Origin of the sequence: Enterobacter dykesii (assembly GCF_008364625.2) — a bacterium.
Classification (GTDB): Bacteria; Pseudomonadota; Gammaproteobacteria; order Enterobacterales; family Enterobacteriaceae; genus Enterobacter; species Enterobacter dykesii.
Genome location: NZ_CP126604.1, coordinates 3,125,735 through 3,143,775 on the forward strand (window position 1 = coordinate 3,125,735; position 18,041 = coordinate 3,143,775).

Annotated in this window: 17 protein-coding genes; 5 read left to right on the forward strand and 12 right to left on the reverse strand. The window is 60.1% G+C overall.

Annotated elements, in window-relative coordinates; translation table 11 throughout:
- Window positions 1-34 precede the first annotated feature (34 nt).
- Together nrdB and yfaE are read left to right on the forward strand one after the other, a co-directional pair.
- Window positions 35-1,165, forward strand: coding sequence for a class Ia ribonucleoside-diphosphate reductase subunit beta (gene nrdB, locus F0320_RS14875; RefSeq protein ID WP_045888629.1), 1,131 nt, complete (start codon window positions 35-37; stop codon window positions 1,163-1,165).
- A complete protein-coding gene (gene yfaE, locus F0320_RS14880; RefSeq protein WP_023294104.1) occupies window positions 1,165-1,419 on the forward strand; it encodes a class I ribonucleotide reductase maintenance protein YfaE in 255 nt (84 codons plus the stop codon). Before nrdB ends, yfaE begins: the two co-directional genes overlap by 1 nt.
- 23 nt (window positions 1,420-1,442) lie before the next feature.
- Here the strand turns inward: yfaE and glpQ are convergent, their stop codons facing one another.
- Both glpQ and glpT read right to left on the reverse strand, forming a co-directional pair.
- Window positions 1,443-2,495, reverse strand: a complete 1,053-nt coding sequence (glpQ, locus tag F0320_RS14885) for a glycerophosphodiester phosphodiesterase (protein ID WP_126329770.1) — start codon at window positions 2,493-2,495, stop codon at window positions 1,443-1,445.
- Window positions 2,496-2,506: 11 nt separating this feature from the next.
- Window positions 2,507-3,859, reverse strand: coding sequence for a glycerol-3-phosphate transporter (glpT, locus tag F0320_RS14890; protein WP_047652552.1), 1,353 nt, complete (start codon window positions 3,857-3,859; stop codon window positions 2,507-2,509).
- Window positions 3,860-4,111: 252 nt separating this feature from the next.
- Between glpT and glpA the strand changes: the two genes are divergently transcribed.
- The 3 genes from glpA to glpC are packed head-to-tail and all read left to right on the forward strand — an operon-like array spanning window position 4,112 to window position 8,134.
- Complete coding sequence (glpA, locus tag F0320_RS14895; protein WP_126329772.1) at window positions 4,112-5,740, forward strand: anaerobic glycerol-3-phosphate dehydrogenase subunit A; 1,629 nt, start codon at window positions 4,112-4,114, stop codon at window positions 5,738-5,740.
- Entirely contained in the window at window positions 5,730-6,947 is a 1,218-nt protein-coding gene (gene glpB, locus F0320_RS14900; RefSeq protein WP_149323828.1) for a glycerol-3-phosphate dehydrogenase subunit GlpB, read from the forward strand. Before glpA ends, glpB begins: the two co-directional genes overlap by 11 nt.
- Entirely contained in the window at window positions 6,944-8,134 is a 1,191-nt protein-coding gene (gene glpC / locus F0320_RS14905; RefSeq protein WP_126329776.1) for an anaerobic glycerol-3-phosphate dehydrogenase subunit GlpC, read from the forward strand. Before glpB ends, glpC begins: the two co-directional genes overlap by 4 nt.
- Before the next feature lie 33 nt (window positions 8,135-8,167).
- On the opposite strand, the gene F0320_RS14910 is transcribed toward glpC, so the two are convergent.
- The 10 genes from F0320_RS14910 to F0320_RS14955 all read right to left on the reverse strand — a co-directional run bounded on the left by F0320_RS14910 (window position 8,168) and on the right by F0320_RS14955 (window position 18,036).
- Entirely contained in the window at window positions 8,168-9,367 is a 1,200-nt protein-coding gene (locus tag F0320_RS14910) for a nicotinamide mononucleotide deamidase-related protein YfaY (RefSeq protein ID WP_126329778.1), read from the reverse strand.
- Window positions 9,368-9,460: 93 nt separating this feature from the next.
- Entirely contained in the window at window positions 9,461-10,000 is a 540-nt protein-coding gene (locus F0320_RS14915; protein ID WP_045354282.1) for a YfaZ family outer membrane protein, read from the reverse strand.
- A gap of 124 nt (window positions 10,001-10,124) precedes the next feature.
- A complete protein-coding gene (menE, locus tag F0320_RS14920; protein WP_126329780.1) occupies window positions 10,125-11,486 on the reverse strand; it encodes an o-succinylbenzoate--CoA ligase in 1,362 nt (453 codons plus the stop codon).
- Window positions 11,483-12,448, reverse strand: coding sequence for an o-succinylbenzoate synthase (menC, locus tag F0320_RS14925; RefSeq protein WP_126329782.1), 966 nt, complete (start codon window positions 12,446-12,448; stop codon window positions 11,483-11,485). Before menC ends, menE begins: the two co-directional genes overlap by 4 nt.
- Complete coding sequence (gene menB, locus F0320_RS14930; RefSeq protein WP_023312524.1) at window positions 12,448-13,305, reverse strand: 1,4-dihydroxy-2-naphthoyl-CoA synthase; 858 nt, start codon at window positions 13,303-13,305, stop codon at window positions 12,448-12,450. Before menB ends, menC begins: the two co-directional genes overlap by 1 nt.
- Window positions 13,302-14,078: a 2-succinyl-6-hydroxy-2,4-cyclohexadiene-1-carboxylate synthase gene (gene menH, locus F0320_RS14935; RefSeq protein WP_126329784.1), complete on the reverse strand. Its 777-nt coding sequence runs from the start codon at window positions 14,076-14,078 to the stop codon at window positions 13,302-13,304. Before menH ends, menB begins: the two co-directional genes overlap by 4 nt.
- The gene (gene menD, locus F0320_RS14940) at window positions 14,075-15,745 is read right to left on the reverse strand and encodes a 2-succinyl-5-enolpyruvyl-6-hydroxy-3-cyclohexene-1-carboxylic-acid synthase (RefSeq protein WP_126329786.1); all 1,671 of its coding nucleotides are present in this window, start codon (window positions 15,743-15,745) and stop codon (window positions 14,075-14,077) included. Before menD ends, menH begins: the two co-directional genes overlap by 4 nt.
- A gap of 88 nt (window positions 15,746-15,833) precedes the next feature.
- Window positions 15,834-17,129: an isochorismate synthase MenF gene (menF, locus tag F0320_RS14945; RefSeq protein ID WP_126329788.1), complete on the reverse strand. Its 1,296-nt coding sequence runs from the start codon at window positions 17,127-17,129 to the stop codon at window positions 15,834-15,836.
- A gap of 86 nt (window positions 17,130-17,215) precedes the next feature.
- A complete protein-coding gene (gene elaB / locus F0320_RS14950) occupies window positions 17,216-17,521 on the reverse strand; it encodes a stress response protein ElaB (RefSeq protein WP_008500219.1) in 306 nt (101 codons plus the stop codon).
- Between the two features lie 53 nt (window positions 17,522-17,574).
- Window positions 17,575-18,036: a GNAT family N-acetyltransferase gene (locus tag F0320_RS14955; protein WP_126329790.1), complete on the reverse strand. Its 462-nt coding sequence runs from the start codon at window positions 18,034-18,036 to the stop codon at window positions 17,575-17,577.
- Window positions 18,037-18,041 lie beyond the last annotated feature (5 nt).

The following is an 18,041-nucleotide window of genomic DNA, read 5'->3' on the forward strand; positions in this document are numbered from 1 at the left end:
TCCCCGCCTTTATTTCGTAAGACAGGACACACTCATGGCATATACCACCTTTTCACAGACGAAAAACGACCAGCTCAAAGAGCCGATGTTCTTCGGCCAGCCGGTCAACGTGGCACGCTACGATCAGCAAAAATATGACATCTTCGAAAAGCTGATTGAAAAGCAACTCTCCTTCTTCTGGCGCCCGGAAGAAGTGGACGTCTCCCGCGACCGTATTGATTACCAGTCGCTGCCGGATCACGAAAAACATATCTTCATCAGCAACCTGAAGTACCAGACGCTGCTGGACTCCATTCAGGGCCGTAGCCCGAACGTGGCGCTGCTGCCGCTGATCTCCATTCCTGAGCTGGAAACCTGGGTGGAAACCTGGGCGTTCTCCGAGACAATCCACTCCCGCTCTTACACCCATATCATCCGCAACATTGTGAACGATCCGGCGGTGGTGTTTGACGATATCGTCACCAACGAGCAGATCCAAAAGCGCGCGGAAGGCATTGCCCATTACTACGACGAGCTGATCGAGATGACCAGCTACTGGCATCTGCTGGGCGAAGGTACGCACAACGTGAACGGTAAAACCGTTACCGTGAACCTGCGCGCGCTGAAAAAGCAGCTGTACCTGTGCCTGATGAGCGTTAACGCGCTGGAAGCGATCCGCTTCTACGTGAGCTTTGCCTGCTCCTTCGCCTTTGCCGAGCGCAAGCTGATGGAAGGCAACGCCAAAATCATCCGTCTCATCGCTCGTGATGAAGCCCTGCACCTGACCGGTACCCAGCACATGCTGAACCTGCTGCGCAGCGGTACGGACGATCCGGAGATGGCGGAAATCGCTGAAGAGTGCAAGCAGGAGTGCTACGACCTGTTCGTGCTGGCGGCTCAGCAGGAGAAAGAGTGGGCAGACTACCTGTTCCGCGACGGCTCCATGATTGGCCTGAACAAAGACATCCTGTGCCAGTACGTTGAGTACATCACCAACATCCGCATGCAGGCTGTTGGCCTCGACCTGCCGTTCCAGACGCGCTCTAACCCTATCCCGTGGATCAACACCTGGCTGGTGTCCGATAACGTGCAGGTTGCGCCGCAGGAAGTGGAAGTCAGCTCTTATCTGGTCGGTCAGATTGATTCTGAAGTCAACACCGACGACCTGAGTAACTTCCAGCTCTGATGTCACGCGTCACGCTACGTCTTTCCGGCACTGAGGTGCTGTGTCGGGAGGAGCACCCTTCTCTGCTGGTGGCGCTTGAGGCACATCAGGTAGAAGTAGAGTACCAGTGTCGTTCCGGCTACTGCGGCTCCTGCCGCTGCCGTCTGGTCGCAGGCCAGGTGGACTGGCTGACCGAGCCGCTGGCCTTTATCAACGAAGGGGAAATTTTGCCCTGCTGCTGCCGGGCAAAAGGCGATATTGAGATCGAGATGTAAAAAAGGGCCTTCCGGCCCTTTTTCTATTTTAAGAACGTCACCGCTTTATCCGGGAAATCGGTAAACAGCCCCTCCACGCCCGCCTGGTTATACAACACCTCATAAAGCTGATTCACATCCGTGGCATATGGCGGCAGCTGGTCTGCACGCACCGTATACGGGTGGACCTGCATCTTGCTGGCGTGCGCCTCTTTCACCATCGCCGTCAGCTTCACGTGACCCGGGGTGGATCCTTCCGCCACCAGCATGTGGTAATCCGGCCCGATGCCGTCGGCGTACTGCGCAATCTGCTTCATCGCGCCCGGCTTAAACATCCAGTCGTAGTTATAGTTCACCCACTTGCCGTCCGGCTGTTTCTCCTGGGTTTCATTCCAGTCGGTATAGGCAATCAGCTGCACCAGATTGAGGTTCACCCCCATTTTCGGCTCCAGCTCGGTTTTGATGCGCTTCAGCTCGGCGGCATCAAAGCACTGCAGGTAAACTTTGTCCTTCTTGGTGGTGTAGCCATACTGCTTCAGCACCTCCAGCGTTTTCGCGGCGATGTCTTTCCCTTCCTGATGGTGGAACCACGGCGCTTTGATTTCCGGGTAGATACCGATATTTTTACCGGTTGAGTGGTTCAACCCCTGAACAAACTCAATCTCTTCCTGGAAGGTATGGATCCGGAAGTCAGATTTGCCCATCGGGAAGCGTCCCGGATAGACCTGCACCTTCTTGCCGTTTTCAATCTCAAAGCCTTCGGTAAACTTCAGAGAGCGGATCTCCGCCAGCGTGAAGTCGATGGCGTAGAAACGACCATCTTTGCGCGCGCGGTCCGGGAAACGCTCCGCCACATCCGTCACGCGGTCCAGATAGTGATCGTGCAGGACCACCAGCTGGTCGTCCTTCGTCATCACCAGATCCTGCTCCAGATAATCCGCGCCCTGGGCATAGGCCATCGCCTTCGCCGGGAGCGTATGCTCCGGCAGATAGCCGCTCGCGCCGCGGTGGGCGATCACGATTTTATCCGCCGCCAGCGCAGAGCCTGTCATCAGGCCCGCCAGCAGCAGGCCGGTTGTTACGTAAGATAATTTCATCGCAATACTCCTTATTGACGACGCGCCAGCACTTCCGCATGGTGACGTTTCTCACCGATCATGACCACAATGAGCAGCAGTACCGCCAGCACGCTGCCGCCGATCATCACCATAAAGCCGCCGTCCCAGCCGAAGAAGTCAACGGTGTAGCCCACGATGGCGCTCGCCGCGACCGAACCGCCCAGATAGCCGAACAGACCGGTAAAGCCTGCCGCCGTGCCCGCCGCTTTTTTCGGCGCCAGTTCCAGCGCGTGCAGGCCAATCAGCATCACCGGACCGTAGATCAGGAAGCCAATAACAATCATGCAGGCCATATCTACTGATGGGTTGCCCGGCGGGTTGAGCCAGTACACCACGGTCGCGATGGTCACCAGGGTCATAAAGAACACGCCCGTCGCGCCGCGGTTGCCTTTAAACACCTTATCTGACATCCAGCCGCAAAGCAGCGTGCCCGGGATCCCGGCGTATTCATACAGGAAATAGGCCCAGGAGGACTTATCCAGCGCGAAGTGCTTCACCTCTTTCAGGTAGGTTGGCGACCAGTCGAGGATGCCGTAGCGCAGCAGGTAAACGAACACGTTCGCCACCGCGATGTACCACAGCAGCTTGTTCGGCAGGACGTACTTCATGAAGATCTGTTTTGCGGTCAGCTCTTCTTCGTGCTCCTTGCTGTAATCATCCGGATAGTCGTTTTTGTACTCTTCAATCGGCGGCAGGCCGCAGGACTGCGGCGTATCGCGCATCAGCGCGAAGGCAATAATCGCCACCAGAATGGCGCCAAAGGCAGGCATATAGAGCGCCGCATGCCAGTCGTTGAACCAGGCCATCCCCAGCAGGAACAGCAGAGGCGGAATACCGCCGCCCACGTTATGGGCGCAGTTCCACACCGACACGATGCCGCCGCGCTCTTTTTGCGACCACCAGTGCACCATGGTACGCCCGCACGGCGGCCACCCCATCCCCTGGAACCAGCCGCAGAGGAACAGCAGGACGAACATGACGGCGATGCTGGAGGTTGCCCACGGCACAAAGCCCATGAACAGCATGACCGCGGCCGCCAGGATCAGGCCGGCGGGCAGGAATACCCGCGGATTCGAGCGATCCGATACCGACCCCATGATGAATTTGGAAAAACCGTAGGCGATTGAGATCCCCGACAGCGCGAACCCCAGATCGCCGCGGGAGAAGCCCTGCTCCACCAGATACGGCATCGCGAGCGCGAAGTTTTTACGTACAAGGTAGTACGCCGCGTACCCGAAGAAGATCCCCAGGAAAATTTGCCAGCGCAGACGGCGGTATAGCGGATCAATTTCTGCCTCTGGCAGACGCGCCCTGTGCGGCGCAGGTTTGAAGATACTGAGCATAACAGCCTCCGTGGCCTTGAATTGAATGGGCAGGTGGCTCGCACCTGAATTCCAGAGGCGGGGATGTTAAGAAATCACGGTGATTGTTACTGTGAATCAACGCACAGATTGTTACAGAAATATGACAGAATGCGCAAAAAAGCGCATGAAATCACGTTTCACTTTCGAATTTCGCGCGTTTATGTTCGAAATCAAACAAACCACACTATTGATATGGCTAAATGATAAAAAAACGAACATAGAGGGTAAACAATGACCATTCACGATCCTCGCTACAGCGATGTGATAATCATTGGCGGTGGCGCAACCGGCGCCGGGATCGCACGCGACTGCGCCCTTCGCGGCTTAAGCGTCACGCTGCTGGAGCGCCACGATATCGCCACGGGCGCAACCGGGCGTAACCACGGCCTGCTGCACAGCGGCGCGCGGTACGCGGTTACCGACGGTGAATCCGCACGCGAATGTATTGCTGAAAACCAGATCCTCAAGCGTATCGCCCGCCACTGCATTGAGCCGACCGACGGCCTCTTTATTACTCTTCCCGAAGATGACCTCGCCTTTCAGGACACCTTTATTACCGCCTGCACTGCAGCAGGCATTCAGGCTGAGGCCATGGACCCGACGCTGGCACGACGGCTGGAACCGTCTGTTAACCCGGCGATTATCGGCGCGGTGAAAGTGCCTGACGGCACCGTTGATCCCTTCCGCCTGACCGCCGCCAATATGCTGGACGCCCGCGAGCATGGCGCACGCATTCTGACCGGGCACGAAGTGACCGGGCTTATCCGCGAAGGTCATCGTATCTGCGGCGTGCGGATCCTTGATACGCAATATAACGAACACAGCGAGCTGTATGCCGCCGTGGTGGTCAACGCGGCGGGGATCTGGGGGCAGCGCATCGCGGAATACGCGGACCTGTCGGTGCGCATGTTCCCGGCGAAAGGCTCGCTGCTGATCCTCGACCACCGCATCAATAACCACGTGATTAACCGCTGCCGCAAGCCGTCTGATGCCGATATCCTGGTACCGGGCGACACCATTTCGTTAATCGGTACCACCTCAACCCACATCGACTACAGCGAGATTGACTACAACCGCGTGACCGCCGAAGAGGTCGACGTCCTGCTGCGCGAAGGGGAAAAACTGGCCCCGGTGATGGCCCAGACGCGTATTCTGCGCGCCTACGCGGGCGTGCGTCCGCTGGTTGCCAGCAACAACGACCCGAGCGGGCGTAACGTCAGCCGGGGCATCGTGCTGCTCGATCACGCCGAGCGCGACGGCATGGACGGGTTTATCACCATCACCGGCGGCAAGCTGATGACCTACCGCCTGATGGCCGAGTGGGCGACCGACGCCGTCTGCCGCAAGCTGGGCAATACCGAACGGTGCGTGACGGCAGAACAAGCTCTGCCCGGCTCGCGTCAGTCCACCGAAAAAACGCTGCAAAAAATCATCTCCCTGCCCGCGCCGCTGCGCGGATCCGCGGTATACCGCCACGGCGACAGAACGCCACCGTGGCTTGGTGAAGGAAGATTGAGCCGCAGCCTGGTGTGCGAGTGCGAAGCCGTGACGGCCGGTGAGGTGCAGTACGCGGTGGAGAACCTGACGGTCAACAGCCTGCTCGATCTCCGCCGCCGCACCCGCGTCGGAATGGGGACCTGTCAGGGCGAGCTGTGCGCCTGTCGTGCCGCCGGGCTGCTGCAGCGTTTTCATACCACCACCGCCACCCAGTCGCTCGATCAGCTCAGCGCGTTTTTAAACGAGCGCTGGAAAGGCATTCAGCCTGTCGCCTGGGGCGATGCCCTGCGCGAAAGCGAGTTTACCCGCTGGGTCTACCAGGGGCTTTGCGGACTGGAGAAGGAGCAACACGATGAAATTTGATACCGTGATTGTCGGCGGCGGGCTGGCAGGCTTGCTCTGCGGCATCAGGCTCACGAAGCAGGGACTGCGCTGCGCCATTATCACCCGGGGGCAGAGCGCCCTGCACTTCTCGTCGGGCTCTCTGGATCTGGTGGACGAAGCGTACCGCGATAAGCTGCCGCCGGAGCACCCGTATCACCTGATTGGCGCCCAGCATATTGACCGCTTTGCGCTGGAAACCGAAGCGCTGCTGGCGGAGTGCGGCGCGCGTCTGCAGGGCAGCGCCAGGTTCAATCACCAGCGCGTTACGCCGCTCGGCACCCTGCGCTCTGCCTGGCTCAGCCCGGAAGAAGTGCCCGTTGCTCCCTTCAACGCCGCACGCGTGCGGGTCGTGGGTATTAGCGGCTTTCTGGATTTTCAGCCCCATCTCGCGGCGGCGTCGCTTTGTCGCCAGGGCGTCAATGCCGAAACGGCAGAGATAGAGCTGCCTGAGCTGGATATCCTGCGCGATAACCCGAGCGAGTTTCGCGCGGTGAATATCGCCCGTTTTCTGGATGACGAGGACAAATGGCCGCTGCTGTATGACGCGCTCAGGCCCCTCAGCGACAGCTGTGACGCCCTGCTGATGCCCGCCTGCTTTGGTTTACGCGACAACCGTCTCTGGCGCTGGCTCTCGGATCGTCTGCCCTGCACGCTCGGCCTCCTGCCAACCCTGCCCCCTTCCGTCCCCGGCATTCGCCTGCACACCCAGCTCCAGCGCCAGTTTGTTGCCCAGGGCGGCGTGTGGATGGCGGGGGATGAGGTGAAGAAAATTACGCTGGTGGACGGCGCGGTAAGCGAAATCTGGACGCGAAACCACGAGGATATTCCGCTTCGCGCCCGCTTTACGGTGCTGGCAAGCGGCAGTTTCTTCAGCAACGGGCTGCTGAGCAGCCGGGAGGGCATCCGGGAAGCCATTATGGGGCTGGATGTTCGCCAGCGTGCCTCCCGCGCGGACTGGTATCAGAGTGATTTCTTCTCGCCGCAGCCCTGGCAGCAGTTCGGCGTGATCGTCGATAACCAGCTGCATCCGCAACTTTCCGGTAAGCCCGTCAGTAATCTTTTTGCCATCGGCTCGCTGCTGGGCGGGTACGATCCCATTGCCCAGGGATGCGGTGGCGGGGTCTGCGCCGTCACGGCGCTGTATGTGGCAGAGCAGATTAGCCAGCGCGCGGAGGCTGAACAATGAACGATACCCGTTTTGAAAGCTGCATTAAATGCACGGTGTGTACCACCGTCTGCCCTGTGAGCGGGGTGAACCCACGCTATCCCGGGCCAAAGCAGGCCGGGCCGGACGGCGAGCGTCTGCGCCTGAAGGACGGCAAGCTTTACGACGAGGCGCTGAAATACTGCATCAACTGCAAACGCTGCGAAGTCGCCTGCCCGTCGGATGTGAAAATCGGCGATATCATCCAGCGCGCCCGGGCGCGCTACAGCACGCAAAAGCCGACGCTGCGTGACGCTATTCTGAGCCACACAGATCTGATGGGCAGCGTCTCGACGCCCTTTGCCCCGCTGGTGAATGCCGCGACCTCTCTCAAACCGGTGCGCCAGCTGCTGGATGCGACGCTGAAGATAGACCATCACCGCAGCCTGCCGAAATATTCTCACGGCACCTTCCGCCGCTGGTACAAATCCGTCGCGGCGGAACAAGCGAAGTATGCCGACCAGGTGGCCTTTTTCCACGGCTGCTATGTGAATTACAACCACCCGCAGCTGGGTAAAGATCTGCTGAAGGTGCTAAACGCCATGGGAACAGGCGTTCAGTTACTGAACAAAGAGAAGTGCTGCGGCGTACCGCTGATCGCCAACGGGTTTACCGATAAAGCGCGCAGGCAGGCTCAGAGCAATGTCACGTCACTGCGCGAAGCGATTGTCGATAAAGGTATTCCGGTGCTGGCGACCTCGTCCACCTGTACCTTCACCCTGCGCGATGAGTACCCGCATCTGCTGGACGTGGATAATACCGGCCTGCGCGAGCACATCGAGCTGGCGACACGCTTCCTGTGGCGCAAACTGGATAGCGGGCAGACGTTGCCGCTGGGGACATTACCGTTGAAAGTGGTGTATCACACGCCGTGTCATATGGAGAAAATGGGCTGGTCGCTCTATACGCTTGAGCTGCTGCGGTTAATTCCGGGCCTGGAGCTGACGGTGCTGGATTCGCGCTGCTGCGGGATTGCGGGAACCTATGGCTTTAAGCGTGAAAACTACAAAACGTCGCAGGCGATCGGCGCCCCGCTGTTCCGTCAGATTGAAGAGAGCGGCGCGGATATCGTGGTAACGGACTGCGAAACCTGCAAGTGGCAGATTGAGATGTCCACCGGCAAGCGCTGCGAACATCCGATTACCCTGCTGGCGAAGGCGCTGGGCTGAACAGTGCCGGGGCGAAACGCCCCGGCAAAGGCATTACTCCACGAACAGCGACTCGACAACGTTAATCCAGCCGTGCTCGCTGGCGACTTCTTTACCGTTCAGCCAGCGGCGCAGCATGTTCAGCGCCATCATCGCGCAAACCTCCTGACGCACCGCCAGGCTGTGGCGGGTGATACTCATTTTTACCCGCAGGGCCCAGGTGCCTTCCGGCGTCGCCAGCGCGAAGTTAAGGTATTCCTCGTCCAGCCCGCCGACAAACAGCGCCAGACCGGCAAAATGCTTCACCCTTCTCTCGGACGCCCAGCGGGCGGTCTGCGCCAGAGTCTCCTGCTGGAACGGCACCACTTCGCTGGCCAGCAGCGGCGCGTTGACGCGCGACAGCTGCAGCGCGAGCAGGCCACCGGTGAACTGCTCGCTTAAGGTCACGCTCAGCTGACGCGACTGCAGATGCGTCGCAATCTGCGCCGGAAGCCCTTCCGTGCCTTCAAAGATCAGGCTTTCGCCCGCCACGCGCTGCACCTCGGGCCACAGGGCCAGCATCGCCTCTTTCTGCTCGGCCGGGCCTGTCAGCTTAAGTTCAATGATCGGCATGGAGGAGCGGTAGCCCATGGAGACGCCCGGCGGCAGCGGGAGAGGGTCAAGGCTCTGGGCCAGATCGCTTTCCGAGCGGCCAAAAGTGGTCAGACGCAGGCACAGCGGCGGTTCAGGCAGAGTAAAACGATCGCGAAGGCGCGGCAGGATCTGCTGCTCGACCATCACTTTAAATTCTGAGGGCACGCCCGGCGTGAAGAACATCAGGCAGCGGTTCAGCTGCATGGCAAACCCGCACGCGGTACCGACCGGGTTATCGACCAGCTCGGCGCTGGCGGGAATTTCAGCCTGTTTGCGGTTACTGGGGGCCATGACGCGGCCACGTTCGGAGAAAAAGCGCTCCATCTGCGAAAGCCACGCCTCGTGCAGCACCAGCCCTTCGCCTTTTGCGGTCGCGGCGGCCAGCGCGCTGAGATCGTCGCTGGTGGGGCCGAGTCCGCCATTCACAATCAGCACGTCGCAGCGTTCGCTGCGCTCGCGCAGAATAGCGACCAGCGACTCAAGATTGTCGCCCACGGTATTGCGGCGCGTTAACGGTAATCCTTGCTCAAAGAAAAGATCGGCAAGCCAGGCAGCATTGGTATCAATAATTTGTCCATGCAGCACTTCGTCGCCGGTGGATAACATCTCCACGTTAATCATTATGTTCTCCCGCTTATTTGGTCAAAACACTATAGCGCAAACGCGGGGTGGAGAAGAGAGAAACTGGCGCGACAGAACGCCGCGCCGGAGTGATTAGAAGCCTGCGCTGACGCCCACGTACGGGCCGTCGGCCAGCGCGTTGTCGCGGTTTCCGTCTTTACCGGCCAGGTTCAGATAGCGATAGCCCGCTTCGATGGTAATTGGACGCATGATGGTCCAGCGCGCGCCGGCGTTGGCCTCTTCATAGCTTTCGATACCGCTTGAGAGGGAATCCGGCGAATAGTAGTACTCACCAAACAGGCCGAAGCTGTCGCCAATTTTCCACTGCAGGCCGCCGCCCACTGCCGCCGCGTATCCTTCGTCACCGTCATTTGGGTTGGTGTAGATACCTTTACCGCCGACGGTGGCCAGGAACGGGCCAAGAGGAACGTTCAGACCCAGGCCGAGGCTTGCCGCGTCACCGTCGTCATCGTTATGCGTCCAGCCGCCAGTCATCGCCAGACCGGATGTCTCGGTACCCATGCCAAAACCCAGATGGGTATAATCCTGACCCGCCGAGCCGTTAATGCTGATGGCGTTAGCCGCCGCAGATACAACCATCAGGCCGAAGCCCACGAATGCCACTTTTTTCATTGTCGTGATCCCACACAATTATTATAAAGAAGTCCCAAAACCGCGAGATTTTAACCGGAGTCTCCCGGGGATCAAGCACTCTGCGTGCGGCAGGTCAGTAGATTGTAATTATTTGAAACGGCGATTATCCCTTCAGCGAGGCGTTCACCCACTGCTGCAACGCGCGGCGCGAGACTTTAATGCCGCCATTTTTGAGTTCGGTCGGCAACAGCAGCCAGCGGACGGGTTGCTCAAAACGCGCCACCTTATCCCTGACCCAGTCAGGTAAACAGGTGATATCCGTTCCCGGCTCGCACTCCACCACCGCCACCGGACGCTGACCAAACTCGGCGTCGTCCAGCGGGACGATAAACACCTGGTTAATCTGCGGATGGCGGGCGATAACGCGCTCAAGGCTCTCCGGCTGGATCCCTTCTCCGCCGCTAAAAAAGAGGTTATCCATGCGGCCCAGGATCGTCAGGCGACCGTCATGCCATTCACCGCGATCGCGGGTGGCGAACCATCCCTGCGCGTTGGTCAGCGGAACCAGTTCGCCGTCCCGCCAGTAGCCTGAGGCCATGCTCTGCGCCCGGATCCAGACCTCGCCGTTAACCACCTGCACCTCTCTGCCCGGCAGCGCATAGCCTACATCCGGCTCGCCGTCTGCCGCTTTCGCGCAGACGGTAGAGGCAAACTCGGTCAGGCCGTAGCCGCAGAAGGTATGAATACCCTGCTCTCGCGCCTGCTGCGTTAATTCCACAGGAATGGCGGCCCCGCCCAGCAGCACCGCTTTCAGTGCGACAGGCTGGTGGGTGTTAAGCAGACGCCAGAGCTGGGTCGGCACCAGCGAGGCATGAGTGCAACCACGCAAAGCCTGCGCCAGCGGCTGTTTCTCGCGCACGGTTAACCGCGCGCCGGCCTGCAGCCAGCGCCATAAAATCCCCTGCCCGGAAACGTGAAACAGCGGCAGCGAAAGCAACCAGTCGTCGTCTTCGCCGTAGGGCATCAGCGCCAGCACGCCGCGCGCGCTGGCAAGATGGGCCTCGCAGGTATGCACCGCCGCTTTCGGCAGCCCGGTGGAGCCGGAGGTTAGCGTCATGGACGCCAGCCGCGCCGGTTGCCACGCAGCGCAATACGCATCGGCTGTCTCGCGCATGCTCAGGGCAGGAAGACCGTCGCAGGTACCGTCCAGCACCAGCGCAAAGCGCAGCGTCATCTGCGGGAGCAGCACGTCCAGCAGCGGGCGCGGCAGCTGCGGATTCACGGGAAGAATACGCGCCCCGCACTGGAGCAGCGCCAGCCACGCCAGCAGGGTATGCGGGTGATTATGGGCCAGCAGCAGCACGCCGTCGCCCTCCTCCACGCCCTGACGGTGAAAGCCCGCCGCAAGGCTGTCGATGCGCGCGCACAGCTGTTGCCAGCTGAGCACCTCGTCGTTCAGCCTCAGGGCCGGTTTATTGGCAAACTGCGCACACCAGTGCCGCCACGGCCAGTCGGAAAAACTCATCGCAGCGGCTCCAGCGACGCGACATCAAGGCACGGCAGCGCGCTGTCCGGCCACGGGCGAAGAAGCTGAGCCTGCATCAGGTTCAGCGTGTCGAGGCCGGGGATGGTATCCGGCGTTAACCAGGCGGCAATGCGCGCCAGCTGGGTCAGCCCCAGGCTGGACTCAATCGACGAGCTGATGACCGCCGTCAGCCCTAAGGCGTGCGCCGCCGCGACCTGCTCGCGCACATTCGCCAGGCTACCGGTCAGCGTCGGTTTAATCACCACCGCACTGACGCCGGGCTCGGCGACAAATTCAAAATCGGCCTCGCGCAGGCTTTCATCCCAGGCGATGGCAATCCCCGTTTCGCGGGCAAACGCGCGCGAATCGTCGCGGGTTTTGCACGGTTCTTCGAGGAAGGCAATGCGGCTGCGGTACGCCGGATTGACGTACTTTGCGAACTGCTGCGCCTTGAGCGGCGTCCAGGCGCGGTTAGCGTCCAGACGCAGATGAAGGTCGGGGATCGCTTCCAGCAGCAGGTTAGCGACCATGCCGTCGCGCACCGCCTCGTAGAGACCGACTTTAATTTTCGCCACTTTCTTGCCCGGCATGGCGGAGAGCAGCGCGAACAGTTCGTCCGGATCGCCCGTGCAAAGCGGTGCCGCACGGTAGTTAGCCTCTTCAGGCAGGCTACCGTCCAGCTCCGCCAGCGCGCAGCTGATGCCAAAAGCCGCGGAAGGCACGTCCGGCAACGCCGGATCCGCCCCCTCACGCCACGCGTCTGCCCACGCCAGCAATACAGACTGCGCGTCATCCAGCGACTCCAGGCTAAATCCCGGCAGAGGAGAAATCTCGCCCCAGCCTTCCCGCTCGCCCTGCTGCAGATGCACGAAGAAGCCGTCACGGGTTTTTAACCGCCGTTCACGCAGCACCACGCCCGCGTCCATCGGTATCTGCCAGCGGTAAACCTGCGCGCGACGCATTACGGGTTCCGTTTGTATTTGCTAAAGTCCGGCTGACGTTTTTCGTTAAACGCGTTGCGCCCTTCCTGACCCTCTTCGGTCATGTAGAACAGCATGGTGGCGTTGCCCGCCAGCTCCTGCAGACCCGCCTGACCGTCACAGTCGGCATTGAGCGCGGCCTTCAGGCAGCGCAGCGCCATCGGGCTGTTTTGCAGCATTTCACGGCACCAGCGAACGGTCTCTTTTTCGAGATCGGCAATCGGCACCACGGTATTCACCAGGCCCATATCCAGCGCTTCCTGGGCGTTGTACTGACGGCACAGGAACCAGATTTCGCGGGCTTTTTTCTGTCCGACGATGCGCGCCATGTACGAGGCGCCCCAGCCGCCGTCGAAGGAGCCCACTTTCGGACCGGTCTGGCCGAAGATGGCGTTCTCGGCCGCAATGGTCAGGTCACACATCATGTGCAGCACGTGACCGCCGCCGATGGAGTAGCCCGCTACCATCGCCACCACCGGTTTTGGACAGGTGCGGATCTGACGCTGGAAATCGAGGACGTTCAGGTGGTGGGTACCCGCATCGTCCTGGTATCCGCCGTAGTCGCCGCGCACTTTCTGATCGCCACCGGAGCAGAACGCTTTGTCGCCTTCGCCGGTCAGGACAATCACGCCGATGTTGTCGTCGTAGCGCGCATCCGCCAGGGCCTGAATCATCTCTTTCACGGTCAACGGACGGAAGGCGTTACGCACCTGCGGACGGTTGATGGTGATTTTGGCAATGCCGTCGGTGGATTTGTGGTAACGAATGTCGGTGTAGCCTTCGGAGCAGTCCTGCCATTCAACCGGGGCGTAAAGCATGTTTTCATCAGGGTAGATCATAGAGTGTCCTTTATTCGATAACGCAGTATCTGAGCCAGACTCGCGATAACCGCATCGGGGTTTTCCCGGTGGGCATTGTGTCCGGCGTCTGGAATGGCATGGCGAACGGCGTTCACTTCCGCGGCAAGGGCCGCGAACTTCTCATCCCGTTCGCCATAGAGATAATCAAAAGAAAAATCGCGTGCGCTAAGCGCGGCACGCAAATCCGGCTGCACGGCCAGCGAGGTCGCCTCGAGCATCATCGCCAGCGTCGCGCCGTTGTTTTGGCTGCGCAGGGTAATAAGCGCCTCGCGCTGGGCTTTCGTAAGGGAGGCGAACAAGGGCTGTTGGTACCAGTCAGCGAACACCTTATCCAGCGGTTCGGTGCGAAAACGCCCTGCCCAGCGGCGGTCGGACGCCAGCCGCGCATTTCGCGCATCGGCATCCTGCAGGCCCGGATGTCCACCTTCAACAATCACCCCGAGCAGCCCCTTCGGCTGCTGGCAGGCATGAAACATCGCAATGCGGCCGCCGAGGGAGTACCCTATGAGCCAGAACTTAAGTATGTTGTAACTAAGAAGGGTTCGGGTGAGCAACGTGCTCATCTCGTCAAACCCCGTCACGCCCAGATTCCGGGATCCGCCGTGACCCGGCAGATCCAGATACAGCCGGGGATAATCGCTGAGTCCTTCACCGACCCTCTGCCACTCGCGGCAGTCGCCCGAAAATCCATGCAAAAAGACCAGCCAGGGGTAGCCCGGTTTTCCGGCCTGCTGCCCGCCCGAGAGAATCACAGCTGGCTCACCTGCGCCAGCAGGCTTTGCAGGGCCTGCGCACCGTCAGCCTCGTTCACCACCAGCTCAATCAGCGTCGAGCCCGGCTGTTTCCAGGCGCTGCTTAACGCCGCGTCCAGCTGCTCCCAGCTTTCCGGGCGATGGTATTTCAGGCTAAACATCGCCGCGGCGTGTTCGAACTGCACGTTCTGCGGCATCAGATAGAAACGCTCGCGCTCGCTCTGAGGCGTTGGCAACAGGGAAAAAATCTGCCCGCCGTTGTTGTTGACCACAATCAGCACAAACGGGGCTGACGCCTGACGCAGTAGCGCCAGCGCGTTAAGATCGTAGAGCGCGGAGAGATCGCCCACGATCGCCAGGGTCGATTTCGCGCTAGCGCGCTGCACGCCCGCCGCCGTAGAGATCAGCCCGTCGATGCCGCTGGCGCCACGATTGCTGTACACCGGGTAGCCCGCGGGCAGCTTCGAGAAAGCGTCAATCAGCCGCACGACGAGGCTGTTGCCGACAAACAGCTGCCCCTGTTCAGGCAGGTACTGGCGAATGCGGTGCGCCAGCCCGGCTTCGCTAAACGCTTCACAGTGCGCTTTGGTCAGTTCCCACGCCTGGCGCGAAAGGTCCGGGATGGCCACCGCCCAGGGCTTGCGTTTCTCAGCCGGATGAAGCGTCAGCCAGGCGTCAATACTGCTGACCAGACGACGACCGCGGTGGTGCGCCGGGTCAAGCCGTCCTTCCAGCGAATCCACCAGCCAGTACTCTTCCGGCGTGCAGGTGGCCTGCCACTGCAGTAACCGTTTGCCGGTCAAACTCGATCCAAGCTGGACCACAATCTGCGCCTGCGCAAGCTCGGTGACCGCTTTCGCGTTACCCAGCCAGAGGTCGGCGCACGGCAGCGGCTGCCCGGTCTGGGAAAGCACGTCGCCAATCAGCGGCCAGCCGAGAGTTTGCGCCCATTCAGCGACCAGCTTGCCTTCCGCGGCGCTCATGCGCCCGGCAATCACCACGCCGCGCTTCTGCCGCCAGAAGAACCAGTCGCGCTGCTTCGCGCTCTCAAGATGCGTCTGCTCGCGCAGCCACGGTTTTTCACTCTGCCACCAGTCGCCGAGAGACTGCTGCCAGTCAAGACCCGTGTCGTCCAGCTCGCCGTACAGCGGCTCGGCAAACGGGCAGTTGATATGCAGCGCCCCGCTGCGCAACGTCTCCATGGCGTGATCGACGGTGGAGACCAGCCAGCTTGCCGGAATATCCTGGGTGGGACGCGGTAACGAAATCGTCTGCGAAGGATGCGAAGAAAAGAGCCCCGGCTGGCGAATGGCCTGATTGGCGCCGCAGTCGATAAGCTCAGGGGGACGATCGGCCGTCAGTAAGATCAGTCTTTCACCCGTTAACCCGGCTTCAATCAGGGCCGGATAGAGGTTCGCCACGGCGGTACCGGAGGTGACGATCACCGCCACAGGTTCTTTGCTGACTTTCGCCAGACCCAGCGCAAGATGGCCGAGACCGCGTTCATCAAAGTGGGTGTGGTGAATCAACGCCCGGTTTTCTGCGGCCGCCAGCGTCAGCGGCGTGGAGCGAGAACCCGGCGCAATACACACGTGCCTGATGCCATGGCGCGTCAGGGCTTCAAGGATCACCGCCGCCCAGCGTCGGTTAAAAGAACTTACTGACATGAGATTGTCCGGTATCAAGAATGCGACACAGTATAAATAATAGAAAAAATTGGAATTTTGATATGAATCGGGATTGCGCGAATATGTATTAATCCCTTAGGAGCAGAGAGCGCAATCCGGCGGCTTTGTTTTCAATCTCCTGCCACTCCTGCTCCGGGTCAGACCCGCTGACAATACCGGCGCCGGCGTAGAGCCGCAGGGAGTCCTCCTGAACGCGCGCGGAGCGCAGCGCCACGCAGAACTCACTCTGTTCGGGGGATAAGTACCCGGCCGAACCGGCGTACCACTCGCGGTTAAAGGGTTCAACCTTCTGGATAAACTCGCGCGCGGGCTGTCGGGGTAATCCGGCAACGGCCGCGGTCGGCTGCAACATGAGCAGGCACTGCTCGTCGTCGGCCTGTTTCAGCTCGGTCCAGATACAGCGGCGCAAATGCTGCACCTTACGCAGGCGTACCACCTGGGGGGGCAGTACCTCAAGCGTCTGCGTAGAGTGCTGAAGACGCTGGCAGATATCTTCCACCACCAGCATATTTTCGCGCTGGTTTTTATCATCATTCAGCAGCCACTCGCCGAGACGCTGCGCCTGGCTATCATCGCTATGGCTGGCGACGGTGCCAGCGAGCGCTTCCGTGCGCAGCAGCTTGCCGCGCCGCCGCCAGAGACGCTCGGGCGTAGAGCCGAGAAACGCGTTGCTGGCGTCAAATACCATGCAGAAATGATAGCAATGTAAATTCAGGGCGCGGCTGGCGGCCATTAGCGCGACAGGGTTTACGCGCTGCGAGAACTGCAGATCGGTTGCCCGGGCGAGAACCACTTTTTCAAACTCACCGCGCGCGATGGTCTCCGTCGCCCTGCGGATAAGCTTCAGCCATTCGGCCTGCTGCGGCTGATGGGTTTCGTGCTCAACCTGAACGGAGAGCGGACGGATAGATCTCGCAGGACGGAGCTGCTGTAAAAAATCCTGCGCGACGCGGGCATCCTCCACAAGCGAGCGGTCGCTCCAGAGCTGAAGGCGCAGCGTGGCGTTGCCGGCGGTACGTCGCCAGAGCAGTCGCGGTAAAAATAGGCTGCCCTGCTCGGGATTAAAGGCGTTCAGGCCGCATATACGGGTATCACTTGCCGCATTTTGCTCGCGCAAAAACTGCGAGGCTAATGCCAGGGAGGAAAATTGGTTAACCGCCCCCAGCGCGGCCAGCTCTTCATCGCCGTTACGCTGCTGCCAGTAAAACTGCGGATAGCACCGCTGCTCGCCCAGCCAGGCGAGGGGATCGAAGGCGTCGTTTAACGGGAAAGAGACGTCGAAATGACGTATGCCGGGTGCTGCGGGTAACGCTTGCGACAGCTGGGAACGCAGTTGCTCCAGCGCGAGGAAAATCGAATTCACGCGAACCTCTCCCTGTTAAAACCTCATATTATACGGGGTACTGGCCATAAATAGCAGTACCCACGTATAGGGAGTGGTTAAGCGGCTTAACGACGGGCTAACAGCAGCCCCAGAACCAGCCCCACGGCAGCACCCACGCCAATACCCTGCCACGGTTTTTCATGAACGTAATCATCGGCACGGTACACCGCTTTTTTGGCACGATAGTAGTAGGTATCAGACGCATGGCTGACGCGGTTTTTCACTTCATGCAGCGCCTGCTCGGCACGGGCTTTTAGCTCAATATATTTCTGATCGGCAGGGTCGCCCGAGGAACGTAACACCTCTTCCAGCGTTTCGCTCAGCAAGGCCAGATCGTCGTCGATACGGGTATCCCAGGATTGAAATGACATAGTTTTCTCCATGTTAGTGCACCAGTCCGCTAACTATAGCCAACGACATGCCATTACGCCTGTTTCACTTCCCGCGCCATGCCGACGTGCGGAATGCCATCTTCATCGTAGACCTGCGTCACCGGCACAAAACCAAAGTGGCCGTAGAAGGACTGCAGGTGTGCCTGCGCGCCCAGGTATAGCGCCTTGTCCGGCCACTGTTTCCGGCACGCCTCCAGCGTTTTTTCCATCAGCTGATAGCCCAGTTTTTCACCCCGCGCGTTGCCGCTGATGATGACCCGACCAATCACCACGGGCTCAAAATCGTCTTCGCTTTTCAGAATCCTCGCATACGCCACCAGCTCGTTATCCCGCCAGCCGAGGATATGGCGGTTCTCGCCAACGAGGTCATCACCATCGATGTCCTGATACGGGCAGGTCTGTTCCACAACAAACACTTCACAGCGCAGTTTAAGCAGCGCGTAAAGTTCATTTACGGTGAGGTCACTATGATGTAAATCTTGCCACTGGATCATGTCAG

Coding starts and splice junctions, on each gene's coding strand:
- menC (WP_126329782.1), bottom strand. CDS start 12,448: ATGCGTCGCGCGCAGGTTTACCGCTGGCAGATACCGATGGACGCGGGC.
- F0320_RS14915 (WP_045354282.1), bottom strand. CDS start 10,000: ATGAAAAAAGTGGCATTCGTGGGCTTCGGCCTGATGGTTGTATCTGCG.
- glpQ (WP_126329770.1), bottom strand. CDS start 2,495: ATGAAATTATCTTACGTAACAACCGGCCTGCTGCTGGCGGGCCTGATG.
- glpC (WP_126329776.1), top strand. CDS start 6,944: ATGAACGATACCCGTTTTGAAAGCTGCATTAAATGCACGGTGTGTACC.
- nrdB (WP_045888629.1), top strand. CDS start 35: ATGGCATATACCACCTTTTCACAGACGAAAAACGACCAGCTCAAAGAG.
- F0320_RS14955 (WP_126329790.1), bottom strand. CDS start 18,036: ATGATCCAGTGGCAAGATTTACATCATAGTGACCTCACCGTAAATGAA.
- glpB (WP_149323828.1), top strand. CDS start 5,730: ATGAAATTTGATACCGTGATTGTCGGCGGCGGGCTGGCAGGCTTGCTC.
- F0320_RS14910 (WP_126329778.1), bottom strand. CDS start 9,367: ATGATTAACGTGGAGATGTTATCCACCGGCGACGAAGTGCTGCATGGA.
- menD (WP_126329786.1), bottom strand. CDS start 15,745: ATGTCAGTAAGTTCTTTTAACCGACGCTGGGCGGCGGTGATCCTTGAA.
- menB (WP_023312524.1), bottom strand. CDS start 13,305: ATGATCTACCCTGATGAAAACATGCTTTACGCCCCGGTTGAATGGCAG.
- glpT (WP_047652552.1), bottom strand. CDS start 3,859: ATGCTCAGTATCTTCAAACCTGCGCCGCACAGGGCGCGTCTGCCAGAG.
- menE (WP_126329780.1), bottom strand. CDS start 11,486: ATGAGTTTTTCCGACTGGCCGTGGCGGCACTGGTGTGCGCAGTTTGCC.
- glpA (WP_126329772.1), top strand. CDS start 4,112: ATGACCATTCACGATCCTCGCTACAGCGATGTGATAATCATTGGCGGT.
- yfaE (WP_023294104.1), top strand. CDS start 1,165: ATGTCACGCGTCACGCTACGTCTTTCCGGCACTGAGGTGCTGTGTCGG.
- elaB (WP_008500219.1), bottom strand. CDS start 17,521: ATGTCATTTCAATCCTGGGATACCCGTATCGACGACGATCTGGCCTTG.